At 62.1% G+C, this 17,530-nt stretch carries 11 protein-coding genes; 8 read left to right on the forward strand and 3 right to left on the reverse strand.

Annotation, left to right across the window (positions count from 1 at the left end):
* Positions 1–189: 189 nt before the first annotated feature.
* Positions 190–1,521 carry a phosphoglucosamine mutase gene (gene glmM / locus ABHR63_RS09290; RefSeq protein WP_346964797.1) on the forward strand — a complete coding sequence of 444 codons (1,332 nt, stop codon included), beginning with the start codon at positions 190–192 and terminating at the stop codon, positions 1,519–1,521.
* 97 nt (positions 1,522–1,618) lie between these two features.
* Here glmM and ABHR63_RS09295 read toward each other — a convergent pair whose 3' ends face one another.
* Complete coding sequence (locus ABHR63_RS09295; RefSeq protein ID WP_346964798.1) at positions 1,619–3,193, reverse strand: carboxypeptidase M32; 1,575 nt, start codon at positions 3,191–3,193, stop codon at positions 1,619–1,621.
* A 504-nt stretch (positions 3,194–3,697) separates the two neighbouring features.
* Between ABHR63_RS09295 and pheS the strand changes: the two genes are divergently transcribed.
* The 6 genes from pheS to ABHR63_RS09325 all read left to right on the forward strand — a co-directional run bounded on the left by pheS (position 3,698) and on the right by ABHR63_RS09325 (position 11,180).
* Positions 3,698–4,774, forward strand: a complete 1,077-nt coding sequence (gene pheS / locus ABHR63_RS09300; protein WP_022094464.1) for a phenylalanine--tRNA ligase subunit alpha — start codon at positions 3,698–3,700, stop codon at positions 4,772–4,774.
* A gap of 63 nt (positions 4,775–4,837) precedes the next feature.
* The gene (pheT, locus tag ABHR63_RS09305) at positions 4,838–7,291 is read left to right on the forward strand and encodes a phenylalanine--tRNA ligase subunit beta (protein ID WP_346964799.1); all 2,454 of its coding nucleotides are present in this window, start codon (positions 4,838–4,840) and stop codon (positions 7,289–7,291) included.
* Positions 7,292–7,537: 246 nt separating this feature from the next.
* Complete coding sequence (gene cbiM, locus ABHR63_RS09310; RefSeq protein ID WP_346964800.1) at positions 7,538–8,596, forward strand: cobalt transporter CbiM; 1,059 nt, start codon at positions 7,538–7,540, stop codon at positions 8,594–8,596.
* 4 nt (positions 8,597–8,600) lie between these two features.
* Positions 8,601–9,437, forward strand: coding sequence for an energy-coupling factor transporter transmembrane component T family protein (locus tag ABHR63_RS09315; protein ID WP_346964801.1), 837 nt, complete (start codon positions 8,601–8,603; stop codon positions 9,435–9,437).
* Positions 9,438–9,481: 44 nt separating this feature from the next.
* Positions 9,482–10,252 (forward strand): energy-coupling factor ABC transporter ATP-binding protein, encoded by a 771-nt coding sequence (locus ABHR63_RS09320; RefSeq protein ID WP_346964802.1) that lies wholly within the window; start codon positions 9,482–9,484, stop codon positions 10,250–10,252.
* Between the two features lie 79 nt (positions 10,253–10,331).
* Positions 10,332–11,180 carry a hypothetical protein gene (locus ABHR63_RS09325; RefSeq protein ID WP_346964803.1) on the forward strand — a complete coding sequence of 283 codons (849 nt, stop codon included), beginning with the start codon at positions 10,332–10,334 and terminating at the stop codon, positions 11,178–11,180.
* Here ABHR63_RS09325 and ABHR63_RS09330 read toward each other — a convergent pair.
* On the reverse strand, positions 11,177–12,250 hold the full coding sequence (locus ABHR63_RS09330; protein ID WP_346964804.1) for a hypothetical protein: 1,074 nt from the start codon (positions 12,248–12,250) through the stop codon (positions 11,177–11,179). The genes ABHR63_RS09325 and ABHR63_RS09330 overlap by 4 nt on opposite strands.
* A gap of 425 nt (positions 12,251–12,675) precedes the next feature.
* Positions 12,676–14,136: a pyruvate kinase gene (gene pyk, locus ABHR63_RS09335; protein ID WP_346964805.1), complete on the reverse strand. Its 1,461-nt coding sequence runs from the start codon at positions 14,134–14,136 to the stop codon at positions 12,676–12,678.
* Between the two features lie 441 nt (positions 14,137–14,577).
* Here pyk and ABHR63_RS09340 point away from each other — a divergent pair, with 441 nt between their 5' ends.
* Positions 14,578–17,259 carry a cation-translocating P-type ATPase gene (locus ABHR63_RS09340; RefSeq protein WP_346965985.1) on the forward strand — a complete coding sequence of 894 codons (2,682 nt, stop codon included), beginning with the start codon at positions 14,578–14,580 and terminating at the stop codon, positions 17,257–17,259.
* The last annotated feature ends 271 nt before the right edge of the window (positions 17,260–17,530 follow it).

Here is a 17,530-nt window from a genome sequence, read left to right on the forward strand (position 1 = left end):
GGGTATCGGGTTCCCATATTCATCCGTACATGTACGGATGAATATGGGAGGTGTTCGGATGAAGTTGATATTCAAGGAGGCGGCTCGCGACAGCGCGTCGGCGTAGGGTTTTTCTGGTAGCGCAGATAATCGAGTACCATTTTGGGGCGGACAGGCAATCTGTCCGCCCCTATTTTGTAAGGAGAGCGCATGAAGTACTTTGGCACCGACGGCTTTCGCGGCGAGGCCAACGTTGGGCTGACGGTAGAGCACGCTTATAAGATTGGCCGTTTTGTGGGCTGGTATTACGGCGCCAACCGCAGTGCTAAGGCGCGCGTTATCGTGGGCAAGGACACACGTCGCTCGAGTTATATGTTCGAGGCGGCGCTGGTGAGCGGTCTGGTCGCGAGCGGTGCGGACGCCTATATGCTGCACGTGATCCCCACGCCGGGCGTAGCGCATCAGACCGTGGAGGGCTGCTTCGATTGCGGCATCATGATCAGCGCGAGCCACAACCCGTTTTGCGATAACGGCATTAAGCTCGTCAATAGCGACGGTTTTAAGATGGACGAGGACGTACTGGAGCTCATCGAGGACTACATCGATGGCAAGAGCGAAGTTCCGTTGGCCACGGGCAACCACATCGGTGCCACGGTGGACTACATGCAGGGCCGCAACCGCTACATTGCTTCGCTCATTGCAAGTGCGAACTTTTCGCTGCAGGGCGTCAAGATCGGTATCGACTGCGCCAACGGCTCGGCTTCCTCGGTGGCCAAGCCGGTGTTTGACGCGCTCGGTGCCGACGTGCGCGTGATCAATGCCGCGCCCGATGGCTTTAACATCAACGTCGACTGCGGCTCCACGCATATGGAGCGTCTGCAGCGCCATGTGGTGGAGCAGGGCCTGGACGTGGGCTTTGCCTACGACGGCGATGCTGACCGCTGCCTGGCCGTGGACGAGCGCGGGCGCGTGGTCGACGGCGACCAGATCCTGTACGTGTGCGGCGTGTATCTGAACAAGCACGGGCGCCTCTCGGGCGGTACCGTGGTGCCGACGATTGCCAGTAACTTTGGCCTTGTCAAGTCGCTGGAGCTTGCCGGCCTGAGCGCCGTGACCAGCGGCGTGGGCGACCGTCACGTGTATGCCAAGATGCGCGAGGGCGGCTACAGCCTGGGCGGCGAGCAGACGGGCCATACGATCTTTGGCGATATCGAGCGCACGGGCGACGGCATTATGACCTCGCTGCGCGTGATGGAAGTGATTCGTGCCGAGCGCGAGACGCTCTCGCAGCTCACGGCTCCGTGCAAGTTGCTGCCGCAGGCGCAGGTGGCCGTGCGCGTGGCGGACAAGGACGCCGCGCTCGAGAACATGGGCGTGCAGAACGCCATCGCCGAGGCCGAGGCTGCGCTGGCAGGCGAGGGCCGCGTGCTCGTACGCAAGAGCGGAACCGAGTCGGTGATTCGCGTTTTGGCCGAAGCCCCCGACCAAGCCGCCGCCGACGTCGCCATGAAGCGCATCGCCGCCGCGCTGGAAGCTCTGTAAGGTAGTCATTGGGGACGTTCTTAAACGACTAGGTGGAAAGGGGACGCTGCGGTTTGGTTCCGCGGCGTCCCCTTTGCGTTGGCGTGTCGGTTATGCCTTACAGCTCGTAGAGCGTGGTGAACTTGTCCTGCAGGTAGCTGCAGTAGTAGCGGGCATCGAACGCCATGCCGCACGCGCCCTTGATGAGCTCCGGCGCGTCCTTGGCGCGGCCCCACTGCCAAATGTGCTCGCCTAGCCAGTCGCGGACGGGTGTCAGGTCGCCGCTCGCACAGGCGCCGTTGAGGTCGACACCGTCGCGGCACATGGCCGGCACAAACATGGCGTCGTAGGCGCTGCCCAGCGCATAGGTGGGGAAGTAGCCAAACGAGCCGCCGCTCCAGTGCGTATCCTGTAGGCAGCCGTGCGTGTCGTCGGGAACGGGAATGCCCAGGTACTCATCCATAAAGCGATTCCAAAGCGCGGGGATGTCCTTGGCCGTGGCCTCGCCGGCAAACAGCATACGCTCGATCTCGTAGCGCACCATAACGTGCAGCGGATAGGTGAGCTCGTCGGCCTCGGTGCGGATCAGCGAAGGCTGCGCGATGTTCACGGCGTGGTAGAGCGTGTCCTCGTCGACGTCGCCGTAGACCTCGGGTGCGTGGCGGCGCAGCACCTCGAGCAGCGGTCCCATAAAGGCGCGGCTGCGACCCACGGTGTTTTCGAAAAAGCGGCTCTGGCTCTCGTGGATGCCCATGGAGGTGCCGCCCTCAAGACAGGTGCGCGCATAGGCGGGATTGACGCCCAGCTCGTACATGGCGTGTCCCGCCTCGTGGATGATGCTGTAGACGTTGGAGATGCAATCGTCCTCGTAGATGTGCGTCGCGATGCGCGCATCGCCCACGGCAAAGCCCTCGCTAAACGGATGCTCGGTAAAGGCAAGCGTGGTGTCGTCCAGGTTCAGGCCGACGAGCTTCATAAGGTCGAAGCTCATGGCGCGCTGGGCGGCCTCGGGCACGCGGGCGTGCAAAAAGTCGGCATCGGGCTGCTGGCCGCGCTCGCTGATGGCGTGCACGAGCGGCACGACCGTCGCCTTGACCTCGTCGCAAAACGCGTCGAAGCTCTCGGTGGAAAGGCCGCGCTCGTACTGATCGAGCCACACGTCGTATGGGTCGCGCTTGGGGTCCATGAGCTCGGCCTGATGCTTGAGCTGGCTGACGATTTTGTCCACATAGGGCTCAAAGCTCGCCCAGTCGTTGGCCGCTTTGGCCTTGTGCCACACGGCGTCGGCCTCGCAGGTGAGCCTGGTCCAGGCCTCGGCCTCCTCGGTGGGGATGACGCTTGCCTCGCGCTGGTCGCGGCCGAGCACGCGAATCTCGTCAAGCAGCTGCGGGTCGTCGATCTTTCCGCCGGTGACGGTCTCGCGTGCCAGCGAACGTACAAGTTCGACAGACTTTTCGCTGGTCAGGAGCTTATGGTGCTCGCCGGCAAGGGTGCCCATGGCGTCGGCACGGGCGGCGGCACCGTTGGCGGGAGCAATGGTCGCGCCGTCAAACTCGGCAATCTTGAGCAGGTACTCGCGGGTCCACAGTTTGCCTTCGAGCTTGCGGAATTTTTTGACGGCCTTATCGACCTTCATGCCTTTGGGCGTCTTGCCCGCTGCGGGCTTGGCCTTCTTATCGTGCTTCTTTTCCATACCATATCCTTGATCTCGCGAGCCGAACGCCACGGCTGGGCGCACGGCCAGTTTGCACAGCTACCTGCCTTGTACCCAGCACGAACAAAACGGAACGCGGCGATACGCCCACACAATGTGGTATCCTATAGCCCAATGCGTTGACGGAGAGGGTTTTGCCCGCCGCGTCGCCGGCAAGAGAGGGAAGGTCATGGGCTGCAAGCCTTTCTGCGGTGACAAGGGCCAAGCGTTCACTCCCGAGCAGCGACCTCAACGGGCACGCGGCCAGCGGCGGCGAAGCCCCAGTAGGGAAGCCGTGAGCCTCGCGACAAGGGGCAAAGAGTGGGCGCGGCGGGCCAGACATCCGCCGGGTCAAACAAGGTGGTACCGCGGAATTCAACCGTCCTTGGGCAATGCACATGCCCGAGGGCGGTTTTTTGTTACCGAACCGGGCCGCGTTTTCGCAACGTCAGACGGCGGCAGCCGCCTCGGCAAGCGGGGAGCGCGAGAGACGAAAGGGAAGACATGAGTCTGATTGATGATCTGGTCAAACTCGAGGAAGAGGCCAAGGAGCTCGTCGCGGGCGCCGACGACGCCGCAAAGCTCGAGGCCGCGCGCGTTGAGCTGCTCGGCCGCAAGGGCCGCATCACTGGCCTGATGCGCATGATGGGCAAGCTCGCCCCCGAGGATCGTCCCATGATGGGCAAGCGCGCCAACGAGATGCGCCAGCTGATTGAGGGCATGCTCGACGAGCGCACCACCGAGATGAAGGCCGCCGCCCTCAAGCACACACTCGAGCACGAGGCCGTCGATATCACGCTGCCGGGCATCCGTCCGCAGATCGGTCACCAGCACCTGATCAAGCAGATCATCGAGGAGGCCGAGGACATCTTCTGCGGCATCGGCTACACCGTCGAGTCCGGTCCCATGGTCGACACCTCCTACTACAACTTCACCGCGCTCAACGCCCCCATGGATCACCCGAGCCGCTCGGCCCGCGACACCTTCTACGTGGTCGACAACAACCCCGGCAGCGTCGCACACCCCGAGGCTCACGCCCACGGCGAGTCCGACGTGCTGCTGCGCACCCAGACCTCGGGCGTGCAGATCCACACCATGGAGTCGCAGAAGCCGCCCATCTACATGATCTGCCCGGGCACCGTCTATCGTCCCGACACGGCCGACGCCTGCCACCTGCCGCAGTTCAACCAGATCGAGGGCCTGGTCGTCGACGAGGGCATCACCTTTGGCGATCTTAAGGGCACGCTCGACTACTTTGTTAAGTGCATGTTTGGCGAGGACCGCAAGACGCGTTACCGCCCGCACTTCTTCCCCTTCACTGAGCCTTCCTGCGAGGTGGACGTGAGCTGCCATGTGTGCGGCGGCAAGGGCTGCAACTTCTGCAAACACAGCGGCTGGATCGAGATCCTGGGCTGCGGCATGGTCGACCCCAACGTCCTGATCAACTGCGGTATCGACCCCGAGAAGTACACCGGCTTCGCCTTTGGTATTGGCGCCGAGCGCGTCGCGGCACTGCGCTACGACCTGCCCGACCTGCGCACGTTGATGACTGGTGACATGAGGTTCTTGAACCAGTTCTAGAACGCTTTCTTCTTAGTTGCAGTTTCCGGCTCAAAGCCGCATTTATGAAAGGAGACCAGTTAGATGCGCGTTTCTTACGACTGGCTCAAGACCATGATCGATATTCCGGAGGATCCCAAGACCCTTTCGGACGAATATATCCGTACCGGCACCGAGGTCGAGGCGATCGACACCGTGGGCGAGTCCTTCGACCACGTGGTGACCGCCAAGGTGCTCACCAAGATCCCGCACCCCGATAGCGACCACATGTATGTGTGCTCGGTCGATGTGGGCGACAAGAATCTCGACGCCGACGGCAATCCCGCTCCGCTGCAGATCGTCTGCGGCGCGCAGAACTTCGAGGCCGGCGACCACATCGTCACGGCCATGATTGGCGCCGTGCTTCCCGGCGACGTTAAGATCAAGAAGAGCAAGCTTCGCGGCGTCGTGTCCATGGGCATGAACTGCTCCGCGCGCGAGCTCGGCCTGGGTGGCGACCACTCCGGCATCATGATCCTGCCCGAGGATACGCCCTGCGGCATGCCGTTTGCCGAGTACGTGGGCTCGAGCGACACCGTGCTCGACTGTGAGATCACGCCCAACCGTCCCGACTGCCTGTCCATGATCGGCATGGCCCGCGAGACCGGCGCCATCTTCGACCGCGATTTCCACGTTGAGCTGCCCGCCATCAAGGTCGAGACCGGCCGCGCGACCGACGACGAGCTTTCCGTCGAGATCGCCGACGAGGGCCTGTGCGACCGCTACGTTGCCCGCATCGTGCGCAACGTCAAGGTCGGCCCGTCGCCAGACTGGATGGCCAAGCGCCTCAACGCCCTGGGCGTGCGCCCGCACAACAACATCGTCGACATCACCAACTACGTGATGATGCTCACCGGTCAGCCGCTGCACGCCTTTGACCTGGACACCTTTGCCGAGCGCGATGGCCACCGTCGTGTGGTGGTTCGTGCCGCCCAGCAGGACGAGAAGTTCACGACGCTCGACGGCGAGGAGCGCGTGCTCGACGCCGGCATGGGCCTCATCACCGACGGCGAGCGCCCCGTGGCGTTGGCCGGCGTTATGGGTGGCATGGATTCCGAGATCGAGGACGATACCGTTGACGTGATGGTCGAGAGTGCCTGCTTCAACGCCGGCCGCACCTCGCACACCAGCCGCGACCTTTCGCTGATCTCCGACGCCTCCATCCGCTTTGAGCGCCAGGTCGATGAGACCGGCTGCGTGGACGTCGCCAACGTTACCTGCGCGCTCATCGAGGAGATCGCCGGCGGCGAGGTCGCTCCCGGCTACGTGGATGTGTTCCCCGCGCCCAAGACCATCGACAGCATTAAGCTGCGCCTGGCCCGCGTGCATGCCATCTGCGGCGCCGACATCGAGCCTGACTTTATCGAGCGCTCGCTCACCCGCCTGGGCTGCACCGTCGAGCGCGACGGCGAGGACTTTATGGTCACCCCGCCGAGCTTCCGTCCCGACCTGCCGCGCGAGATCGACCTGATCGAGGAGGTCCTGCGCCTGTGGGGCATGGGCCGCGTGACGGCGACCATTCCGGCTGCCAAGAACCACATCGGCGGCCTGACCCGCGAGCAGAAGCTCACCCGTAAGGTCGGCGAGATCCTGCGCGCCTGCGGTCTCAACGAGACCACGACCTTTGGCTTTGCCGCCCCGGGCGACCTGGAGAAGATCGGTATGTCCACCGAAGGCCGCGGCTGTCCCGTGGTGCTCATGAACCCGCTGGTAGCCGAGCAGACCGAGATGCGTCGTTCGCTGCTGCCGGGCCTGCTGCAGTCCGTTGCCTATAACGAGGCCCACGGAACGCCCAACGTGCACCTGTACGAGGTCGGCAGCCTGTTCCATGGCCGCGAGAACGCCAGCCTGCCCAAGGAGACTAAGTCCGTGGCGGGCGTGCTCTCGGGCCAGTGGAGCGAGCAGTCTTGGACCATGAAGTACCGCAAGCTGCGCTTCTTCTTTGGCAAGGGCATTGTCGAGGAGCTGCTCGCCCAGCTGCGCATCGAGAAGGTTCGCTTCCGTCCCGTCGAGGGCGAGGGCTACGCTTTCTTGCAGCCGGGTCGTGCGGCCGAGGTTCTGTCCGGCGGCACCGTGCTGGGCTGGGTCGGCGAGATCCACCCCGAGGCGCGCGAAGCCATGGGCATCGACGAGGTCGTCGTTGCCTTCGAGCTCGATCTGGACAAGCTGATCAAGGGCGCCCGCAACCAGGAGAACTACCGCGAGTTCTCGCAGTATCCTGCCGTTGAGCACGACCTTGCTATCGTGGTCGACAACGCTGTGACCTGCGAGGATCTTGAGCGCCGCATTACCAGCGCCGGCGGCAAGCTGCTCGAGGGCGTGCGCCTGTTCGACGTCTACCGCGATCCCATCCGCATCGGAGCGGGCAAGAAGTCCATGGCCTTTGCGCTTACGTATCGCTCCGACGACCACACGCTCACCAGCGAAGAAGTCGAGAAGGCGCATCAGAAGATCGTCACCAAGGTGTGCAAGGGCGTAAACGGCGAGGTCCGCGGATAGGGCTTGCGCCGGGTATAGGCCAGCGGTGGCTGCCGCCGAGTCCTACGTGACCGCGGTGTTCGGTATAAGGCACTGTTGATCCTGCATATAATGACACGCGCATTACATAACGGCGTGCTGCTTTGTCGGCAGCACGCCGTTTTGCTATGATAGCCCGCGGCGTGTTACGAATCTGATAATGCGTAACACTGACAAGGTGATTTAAGCGGCGTTGCAATTCTGTGCGTCGACAACCGGGAGGCGTACATGCACATTCCAGATAATTATCTGTCCCCGCAGACCGATGCCGTCATGGCGGTGGCAATGGTGCCCGTTTGGGTCCACTGCATCAAGAAGGTGCGCGCCACGCTCGATCGCGAGCACATGGCTTTCCTGGGCATCTGTGCAGCATTTTCCTTCTTGCTCATGATGTTTAACGTTCCGCTGCCCGGTGGCACCACGGGTCACGCCGTTGGCGGCGCGCTCATCGCGCTGTTGTTGGGCCCGGAGGCCGCTGCCATTGCCGTCTCGGTCGCGCTGGCGCTGCAGGCGCTGCTATTTGGCGACGGCGGCGTTCTGTCGTTTGGCGCCAACTGCTTTAACATGGCCTTTGTGCTGCCGTTTGCCGCCGCTATCGTGTTTCGTGCGCTCAACAGCCGTCTGCACGACAAGAGCTGGGGCACCTCGGTTTCTGCCATCGTAAGCGGCTGGGTCGGCCTGTGCCTGGCGGCCCTGTGCGCGGCAATCGAGTTTGGTATTCAGCCGATGCTCTTTACCAACGCTTCGGGCGCGCCGCTGTACTGCCCCTTCCCACTGTCTATTGCCGTTCCTGCCATGATGATCCCGCATATGCTGGTTGCCGGCGTGGTCGAGGGCGTGGCGACGGCTGCGATTTACGGTTTCATTAAGAAGACGGCGCCGAGCGTTATCGTCGGGCCTGAGGCCGTCGATGGCCAGCTTGCTGCCGAGGGCGCTGCTGCCAAGAAGGCCTCGCTGGTTCCTACGCTCATCCTGGTCGCTGTGCTCGTGGCTGCAACGCCGCTGGGCCTGCTGGCCACGGGTGACGCATGGGGCGAGTGGGACGCCGAGGGCGCCGCGACCGCCGTCCAGGAAGCCGGCGACGATAGCCTGCAGGCTTCGGTCGGCCTCGATACCCCGACCTTTGCCGATGCGCTGCCCACGGGCGATTACCTTCAGGCCTATTCCGAGGAGCAGGGTCTTGGCTTTGCCGGCCAGGCTGTCATGTATATCCTGTCCGGCGTGATTGGCGTGGCGGTGCTCACCATCGCATTCCGTCTGATCTCGCTGACGGTTAAGGAAAACTGAGCGCATGCAGATGGTTGAGCTGCCTAGCTGGCTTGCGGTCGAGCAGCGTTACGAGCCCGCGGGGGCTCGGCATCGTGTGATGCAAAAGAATGTCCTGCACCTGGCGAGCCTGCTTGAGCGGGTTCGCCTAGGCGGCGGCGCACACGAGGGCGGGTCGATGATCGACCGCGCCCTTTCTTCCGTTTCGGCCCCGGTGCGTCTGGTGGGGATGCTCGTCTGCGTCCTGTGCGTGTGTCTGACGCAGAGCCCGCTGTACATGATGCTGATGGCGGCGATCGCGTTGGTGCTCGTTGCCGTGCGCCCCGTACGCGGGCTGCGGGCAACCTTTGTGTCGGCGCTTGGCGCTGCGGGGCTCGCGGTAGTTCTAGCGCTGCCCGCCTTGCTGCTGGACGCTTCTGCCGCGGGCGCCATGCTCAAGATTGCGCTCAAGACCTTCATTAATGTGTCGCTAGTGCTGGGCGTTTCGTGGACCCTCACGTGGAGCCGCATGTCGGCGGCGCTCAAGATGCTGCATCTACCCGACGAAGTTATCTTTACGTTCGATATGGCGCTCAAACACATCGAGGTGCTGGGTCGCACGGCGCACAATCTGTGCGAATCGGTCATGCTGCGCAGCGTGGGCCGTGCGCCTGAGGGATTTTCGCGCACCGATTCGATCGCGGGTATCATGGGCATGACCTTTATCAAGGCGATGGAATGCAGCCGCGCGATGGACGAGGCTATGCTTTGCCGCGGCTTTGCCGGTGCGTATCCGGCGCCCGCGCGCGTCGGGTTTGGCTGGCGCGATGCGGTCTATGCGGCCGGTGTGGCGCTGCTGGCGGTGTTGTGCGCCGTGCTGTAGTGCGGGCGGCCGAGCCGTCGATGTGAGTAGGGAAGGGCGACGTTTTGACGATCGATATGAAGAGTGCGGCGGGCACGAACGGTGCGGGCGGCGCCGAGACCACGCCGCTCATCGAGCTGTGCGACGTAGTGTTCTCCTATGCGGGACACACGGTTGTCGACGGTGTGTCGCTGCGGGTCGATCGTGGGGAACTCGTTGCCCTGCTCGGTCCCAACGGCTGCGGTAAGACGACGATTATGCGCCTTATTAACGGCCTTGAACTCGCGGACGCAGGGGCATACCTGTTTGACGGGCATGTGATCGATGCGGCGTTTCTAAAGGATTCCGCGGCCGCTCAGCGTTTTCATCAGCGCGTGGGCTTTGTGTTCCAGAATGCCGACGCGCAGCTCTTTTGCGCCACGGTGGGCGAGGAGGTCGCTTTTGGTCCCGCGCAGATGGGGCTGCCGACGGGCGAGCTCGAGCGCCGCGTCCGCGATGCCATGGGGCTGTTCCAGGTTGCCGACCTTGCCGACGCCTCTCCCTATCAACTCTCGGGTGGGCAAAAGAAGCGCGTTGCGCTGGCTGCGGTGGTGTCGATGAACCCGGATATCTTGGTTCTCGACGAGCCTACCAATGGGCTCGACGAGGATTCATGCGACATTGTGGTCAACTTCTTGCTGGTCTACGTCGCGGCGGGTAAGACGGTCTTGATGAGCACACATCACCAAGATTTGGTGCGCCGCCTGGGGGCCCGTGCAATCTATATCGATCGATATCACCATGTGGTCGAGGCGCCTTCGCCGTCGTATGGAACCGAAAGCGGTGCTACGGACTAGTTGCTGCGTAGAGCGTGCGTAGCCGCCCGCGCGGCTTTGCCGTGATGGTATAGTTATCCAGGTTTTTATGGGGGTGGCTATGCCAAGCTGGAACATTCATATCGCTCAGACGGAGCGTTTGCTGGAGCGCACCGGTGCGCTTGCCAAGAGCGTGCGCGACCGCAATGCCTTTTTGTTTGGCTGCGTGGTTCCGGATATCTTCGTGGGCTATATGGTCCCTGGCATCGCCGATCCCATCCCGTACCGCATTACGCACTTTGCCAAGCCTGAGCCCATCCCTAAGCCTCGTGAGCATGAGTTCTGGGATACCTATGTGGCACCGTTGCTTAAAAGTTCGCCCACCGGTGCGCCGGCCGCGGCTACCTCGATTGTCGAGGAGCGCGAGCGACTGAATCGCGTGCACTATCCCCACCGCTACAGGGATGTCGAGCCGGTTGCCGGTCCTGGCGCCTGTGAGTTCTCGCTTGCATCCGAAGATGTGGCGCAGTCGTTGCTCGATTTGACACTGGGTGTCTGGTCGCATCTGGTGGCCGATACCGTATGGAATACGCGCGTGAATCAGTACCTGGAGGCGCACGGCGGCAAGCCGTGCGAGGAGTTCCGCATTAAAAAGCAAGGCGACTTTGACTGGTTTGGCAAGACACTCGGCATCGTTTCGATTCCGCGCGCGACCGATCGCCTGTATACTGCGGCGACCCGTTTTGGTCAGTATCCCATCCATAAGGAGTATGTGCTCAAGACCATTGGCGTTATGCACGAGATTGTACGCGAAAACCCCGGCGAGCCCGATCATCCGCCATACCGCCTGCTAACCGAGGAATTCTTCGACGCAACGTTTACCGAGGTCATCGAGCTGACCGAGGCGGGTTTTGCCGCCCGTGTCGAATCGCCCGATGTGCCTGCGCTGCCCCTGATTGCTAGCTGCTAGCTGGCCGGCCCGGCAGTGAATAGCTCAACCCAATCGACAAGTAGCTCTTGCCGTAAGGTATCTTCGGCAATGCGCTCCTGTTTGGTCTTTGGGATGTGGGGAAGCCCGGCCTTTTTATGGATGAGCTCGGCTATGTGGTCGAAGCTCTTCTTCTCCTTGATCTGGTCATAGGTAATTTGGATGACGTCGTAGCCCATGCTTGTGAGTGCGGTGGCGCGCTCGGCATCGGAGAGGCTCGCGGCTTCGCTGTCGTGGGCAGAGCGGCCTTGGCATTCCAGAATGACGCCCATGCTGTCGGTGGCGCTTTCGATGAGGATATCGGCGTAGCAGCAGGTTTTGTCATACAGCGAACGTGCGGCTTCACTGAGCGGGATGCGCGCGTTGTTGGCGATCTCGATGCCCTGGCCGCCCTCGTCGCGGGGGAGCGAGATAAGCATGGAGGTCTGTACTTCGAAGGGCGAGGCGGCCTGCCCCGTCATGTGCTCGGCCGCCCAGCGCAGTTGTTTGACGCCGCGCAGGCCTGCGGCTTGCTTGGCGAACGCGGCGATATCCGTTGCGGTAAGAAGCGGCGTGCGCTTCCACAAGTTGGTGTCATTGCCCTTGGTGTCGTTAACTCGCTCCCAGCCGCAGTTGGGTGGAATGAACTTAAGCGAAATAGCTTCATCGAGTTGTTGTTGCGTTCGCTCGCAGGGCTTAAACACTGCAAAGGAGCCGCACATCTCGTAGCACGCCATGAGTAACTGGTTGCGTGAGACCTGCGTGGCAAGGCTGAGCAGCGTGAACTCCGGTGACGTGACATCAAACCCATGTTCAGTCTGCCTAAACGACCCAGGAGGTGGCTCTTGGGTCAGGAAATGCGATTTAAACAGGCTTCGCGACCCGGATTGTGCCCGGGTGAATACAAGCCTGTGAAGCGGTGCGTGAAGCAGGTCTTTTACAACCGCATGACTTCTGAGGCCGCAACATCTGCGATCCATATTGCCAAGGCTAATGGCAGGGTAAAGACCCAGTATTTGCGGCGGGATGCGGTGATAGTTAAAAGCAGTTTGGCCGCATAGCGTCAGATCCACGATGCCCTCCTGGCTGAAAAGCGTGCCTATGGATTAAGGAGTGCCAGCGTCAATTCGGAAGTATGCGGCAAAATCTGAACCCTGTGAGCAGACCTGGCTTTTGAGGCTAGTTTATCAGGCATTTTGTTGCGAAAAAACGGGGTGTGCTCGGAGGTCTCAGAATTTGCCGCATACTTCCGAAAACGTGGCTGATCTTGACCTTGCTAAAACGATATAGCAGCTCTGCACGGGGTGTGGGTTTGCCGCCGGGCGAACACTTTTGGAGCCAGGAGTCCTAGTTCTGGGCCTTGAAGGGCGGATTTCGCGCTTTTGGTAAAGAAATGGGCGCGTGTTTTGCCGTGCCCCGGCTTTAGCGCACAGAAAAAGGGCCCGGAAGGCGAAGCCTTCCGGGCCCTTTGCAATGCAAGTCTGCTTGCAAGTGCGATTTAGCGCACCTGAGCGACGTAAGCGACGTTGGTCGAGGAGACCTTGTCCTCGAGCTGGACGCTCATGCGGGGATCGCCGGCGGTAGCGACGGTCAGGTCGCCAGTCTCGACGTAGCCGAGCTCCTTAGCGGTCTCGATCGCCTTGACGATCGTGCCGTTGACGGTGCCCTGGGTGATCTCGGCCTGGTGCGGGATAACGCCCCAGTACATAATCATCTGCTGGACGGCCCACTCGTGGCGGGAGAACGCGCAGATCGGCATGTTGGGACGGAAGTGCGAGATCAGGCGAGCGGTACGACCGGTGGTCGTCGGCACGGTGATGCACTTGGCGCCAACGGTGGTAGCCATGTTCACAGCGGACATACCCACAACGTTGTTGACGACGCGGGTGCCGTGAGCGTCAGCCGGAACCTCGAGCGGAGCGTGAGCCGGGAGGTACTTCTCAGTCTCGAGAGCAATGCTGGCCTGCATCTTGACGGCCTCGACCGGGTACTTGCCGGCAGCGGACTCGCCGGACAGCATGACGGCGTCGGTGCCGTCGTAAATGGCGTTAGCAACGTCGGCAACCTCGGCGCGCGTCGGGCGCGGGTTCTGCTGCATGGAGTCGAGCATCTGCGTAGCGGTGATAACGGGCTTGTAGGCCGCGTTGCACTTAGCGATGATCTCCTTCTGGATGTGCGGAACAAGCTCGGGCTTGATCTCGATGCCCAGGTCGCCACGGGCGACCATGATGCCGTCGGAAGCCTCGAGGATCTCGTCGAAGTTCTCGACGCCCAGGGCGCACTCGATCTTCGGGAAGATCGTCACGTGCTCGCCGCCGTTCTCGCGGCAAAGCTCGCGGATGCCGCGGACGGACTCGCCGTCGCGGATGAAGGAAGCGGCGATGTAGTCGATGTTCTCGGTCAGGCCAAAGAGGATGTCCTGACGATCGCGCTCGGTGATGGCGGGCAGCGAGATGTTGACGTTGGGCATGTTGACGCCCTTGCGCTCGCCAATCAGGCCGTCGTTCTTGACGACGCAGGTCATGTCCTGGCCGTCGACGGACTCGACCTCGAGGGCAACCAGACCGTCATCGATCAGGATGAGGGAGCCCTTCTCGACCTCGGAGGGCAGAGCCAGGTAGTCGAGGGAGATGTGCTCAGCGGTGCCGTGGAAATCCTCGGACGTGGGCTGAGCGGTGACGACGATCTTGTCGCCGGTCTTGACGGCAACCTTCTTGCCGTCGACCAAAAGGCCGGTACGGACCTCGGGGCCCTTGGTGTCGAGCAGGATGCCGACGGGCATGCCGAGCTCCTTGGAAATACGACGGACGCGCTCGATGCGACCGTGGTGCTCGTCGTAGGATCCGTGCGAGAAGTTAAAACGGGCGACGTTCATGCCCGCCTTGATCATCTCGCGGATGGTCTCGTCGCTATCGCAGGCGGGACCCATGGTGCATACAATCTTGGTGCGCTTGTACATTCAGACCTCCATCTGACATCGTCTTGCGCTGATAGATAAACCATAAGAAATAAAACTGAGATGATTATAACGAAATGCCGACCGAATACCCCAAAAAATCGACCGTATGCCGAATTAGAAGTTCATTTTTTGCGGAAAAACGGTATATGCAAAAACTTTACCAACCGTTCTAACCGCTGCTATCTGGGCGATATTTTAGTTCGATGATGCGCCGAAGAAAAAACGTTTTATCAATCTTGAGCATCACACTGTCTGCACCGTTGCGCCTGTGCCGTGTTTCCAGATGGAATGTTTTGGCTAGACCCGCCGCTTTGGGGTACCATAGCTCCACTATCAACTGCCGCTCAGCACGGCAGCCTTGATGAGCCCTTGCCCTTCTCCTGGGAATTATGATCGGGCATCAATCTGCTGAGTGGCCCGAATCCCAGGAGGGGACTCTATATGCAAAAGGAATACCTGTCCGCCGCGGCCGAGGTGCTCAGCGACCAAGGTGTCGATGAGCACCTCGGCCTGAGCAACGGCGAGGCGTCGTCGCGTCTTGCCAAGACAGGCCCTAACAAGCTTGAGGAAGCCGAGAAGACGCCGCTGTGGAAGCGCTTCTTTGAGCAGATGGCCGACCCCATGGTCATCATGCTGATCGCGGCCGCGGTTATCAGCGCGCTCACGGGCATGGTCAAGGGCGAGGCGGACTTTGCCGATGTCGCCATCATCATGTTCGTCGTTATCGTCAACTCGGTACTGGGCGTGGTCCAGGAAGCCAAGAGCGAAGAGGCCCTCGAGGCCCTGCAGGAGATGAGCGCGGCGCAGTCCAAGGTGCTGCGCGACGGCAAGCTCGTGCACCTGCCGAGCGCCGAGCTCGTGCCCGGCGACGTGATCATGCTCGAGGCGGGCGACTCCGTCCCGGCCGACTGCCGCGTGCTCGAGAGCGCCACGATGAAGATCGAAGAGGCTGCACTCACCGGCGAGTCCGTGCCGGTCGAGAAGCACGCCAACGTGATCGAGCTTGCCGCGGGCACCGATGATGTGCCGCTCGGCGACCGCAAGAACATGTGCTACATGGGCTCCACCGTTGTGTACGGCCGTGGCCGCGCTGTCGTGGTCGGCACCGGCATGGATACCGAGATGGGCAAGATCGCCGGTGCCCTGGCCGAGGCCAAGGAAGAGCTCACGCCGCTGCAGGTGAAGCTCGCCGAGCTCAGCCGTATCCTCACCATTATGGTGATCGTCATCTGCGTCGTGATCTTTGGCGTCGACATCGTCCGCCACGGCGTGGGCAACGTCCTTACCGACCCGACTGCCCTGCTCGACACCTTTATGGTCGCCGTCTCGCTCGCCGTCGCTGCCATCCCCGAGGGTCTGGTCGCTGTCGTGACCATCGTGCTTTCGCTTGGCGTGACCAAGATGGCCAAGCGCCAGGCAATCATCCGCAAGCTCTCTGCCGTCGAGACTCTCGGCTGCACGCAGACCATCTGCTCCGACAAGACCGGTACCCTTACCCAGAACAAGATGACCGTCGTCAAGCACGAGCTCGCTGCGCCCAAGGAGAAGTTCCTGGCCGGCATGGCACTGTGCTCCGATGCCCAGTGGGACGAGGAGTTGGGCGAGGCCGTGGGCGAGCCGACCGAGTGTGCACTCGTCAACGATGCCGGCAAGGCTGGTCTTACTGGTCTGACTGCCGAGCACCCGCGCGTGGGCGAGGCCCCGTTCGACTCGGGCCGTAAGATGATGTCCGTGGTCGTCGAGACCCTGGACGGCGAGTACGAGCAGTACACCAAGGGCGCGCCCGACGTGGTGATTGGCCTGTGCACCCATATCTACGAGGGCGATAAGGTTGTGCCCCTGACCGAGGAGCGTCGTGCCGAGCTCGTGGCAGCCAACAAGGCCATGGCCGACGAGGCCCTGCGCGTGCTGGCGCTGGCGAGCCGCACCTACACCGAGGTTCCCGCCGACTGCAGCCCCGCTGCGCTTGAGCATGACCTGGTCTTCTGCGGCCTGTCCGGCATGATCGACCCGGTTCGCCCCGAGGTTGCCGACGCTATTCGCGAGGCGCACGACGCCGGTATTCGCACCGTCATGATCACGGGCGACCACATCGACACCGCCGTGGCCATCGCCAAGCAGCTGGGCATCGTCGCCGACCGCAGCCAGGCCATTACCGGTGCCGACCTCGACCGCATGAGCGACGAGGAGCTCGACGCGCACATCGAGGACTACGGCGTGTACGCCCGCGTCCAGCCCGAGCACAAGACCCGCATCGTCGAGGCTTGGAAGTCGCGCGACCAGATCGTCGCCATGACGGGCGACGGCGTCAACGATGCCCCGTCCATCAAGCGCGCCGACATCGGTGTGGGCATGGGCATCACCGGTACCGATGTCACCAAAAACGTCGCTGACATGGTGCTTGCCGACGACAACTTCGCCACCATCATCGGTGCCTGCGAAGAGGGCCGTCGCATCTACGACAACATCCGCAAGGTCATCCAGTTCCTGCTTTCGGCCAACCTTGCCGAGGTCTTCTCGGTATTCATCGCCACGCTCATCGGCTTTACCATCTTCCAGCCGGTGCAGCTGCTATGGGTGAACCTGGTCACCGACTGCTTCCCCGCGCTCGCGTTGGGCATGGAGGATGCCGAGGGCGACATCATGAAGCGCAAGCCGCGCAACGCCAAGGACGGTGTCTTTGCCGGACATATGGGTCTGGACTGCGTGGTCCAGGGCCTAATCATCACCGTGCTGGTGCTGGCGAGCTTCTTTGTGGGCGTGTACTTTGACATGGGCTACATCCACATCGCCGATATGATCGCCGGTAATGCCGACGAGGAAGGCGTGATGATGGCCTTCATCACGCTCAACATGGTCGAGATCTTCCACTGCTTTAATATGCGCAGCCGTCGTGCGTCGCTGTTTAGCATGAAGAAGCAGAACAAGTGGCTGTGGGCTTCCGCTGCGCTGGCGCTGGTGCTGACGGTGATCGTGACCGTACAGCCGACGCTTGCCGAGATGTTCTTTGGCCCTGTGACGCTTGAGCTCAAGGGCGTTCTTGCCGCGCTGGGCCTGGCCTTCCTGATCATCCCGCTGATGGAGATCTACAAGGCGATCATGCGCGCTGTGGAGAAAGAGTAGCGTACTCGTCCGGGCCCGCCCCACGCCCTTTCTCCCTCACTGGTCCTCGCGCTTCGCGCTGCGGGATCGTTCGGGAGAAAGGGCTTCCGGGGCGGGCCCTGCGGTATCCTTGTTGGCTTTTCTCCCGTGCGGATGAAAAGGGCTGAGGGAAAGTTTGTGAGCTGGTCGGGCTTTGCCCGGCCAGCTCTTTTTGATTACGGGCTTTAGCCTGTGCGGGGCGCGCAGCGCGCCGCATCAGAAACCACCCGCTATGCGGGTGGGGCCAAACGGC

Source organism: Collinsella aerofaciens (assembly GCF_039752775.1).
Lineage (GTDB): Bacteria > Actinomycetota > Coriobacteriia > Coriobacteriales > Coriobacteriaceae > Collinsella > Collinsella aerofaciens_R.

Excerpts from the sequence above, each read along its gene's own strand:
- glmM (WP_346964797.1), top strand. The coding sequence starts at position 190 with ATGAAGTACTTTGGCACCGACGGCTTTCGCGGCGAGGCCAACGTTGGG.
- ABHR63_RS09295 (WP_346964798.1), bottom strand. The coding sequence starts at position 3,193 with ATGGAAAAGAAGCACGATAAGAAGGCCAAGCCCGCAGCGGGCAAGACG.
- pheS (WP_022094464.1), top strand. The coding sequence starts at position 3,698 with ATGAGTCTGATTGATGATCTGGTCAAACTCGAGGAAGAGGCCAAGGAG.
- pheT (WP_346964799.1), top strand. The coding sequence starts at position 4,838 with ATGCGCGTTTCTTACGACTGGCTCAAGACCATGATCGATATTCCGGAG.
- cbiM (WP_346964800.1), top strand. The coding sequence starts at position 7,538 with ATGCACATTCCAGATAATTATCTGTCCCCGCAGACCGATGCCGTCATG.
- ABHR63_RS09315 (WP_346964801.1), top strand. The coding sequence starts at position 8,601 with ATGCAGATGGTTGAGCTGCCTAGCTGGCTTGCGGTCGAGCAGCGTTAC.
- ABHR63_RS09325 (WP_346964803.1), top strand. The coding sequence starts at position 10,332 with ATGCCAAGCTGGAACATTCATATCGCTCAGACGGAGCGTTTGCTGGAG.
- pyk (WP_346964805.1), bottom strand. The coding sequence starts at position 14,136 with ATGTACAAGCGCACCAAGATTGTATGCACCATGGGTCCCGCCTGCGAT.
- ABHR63_RS09340 (WP_346965985.1), top strand. The coding sequence starts at position 14,578 with ATGCAAAAGGAATACCTGTCCGCCGCGGCCGAGGTGCTCAGCGACCAA.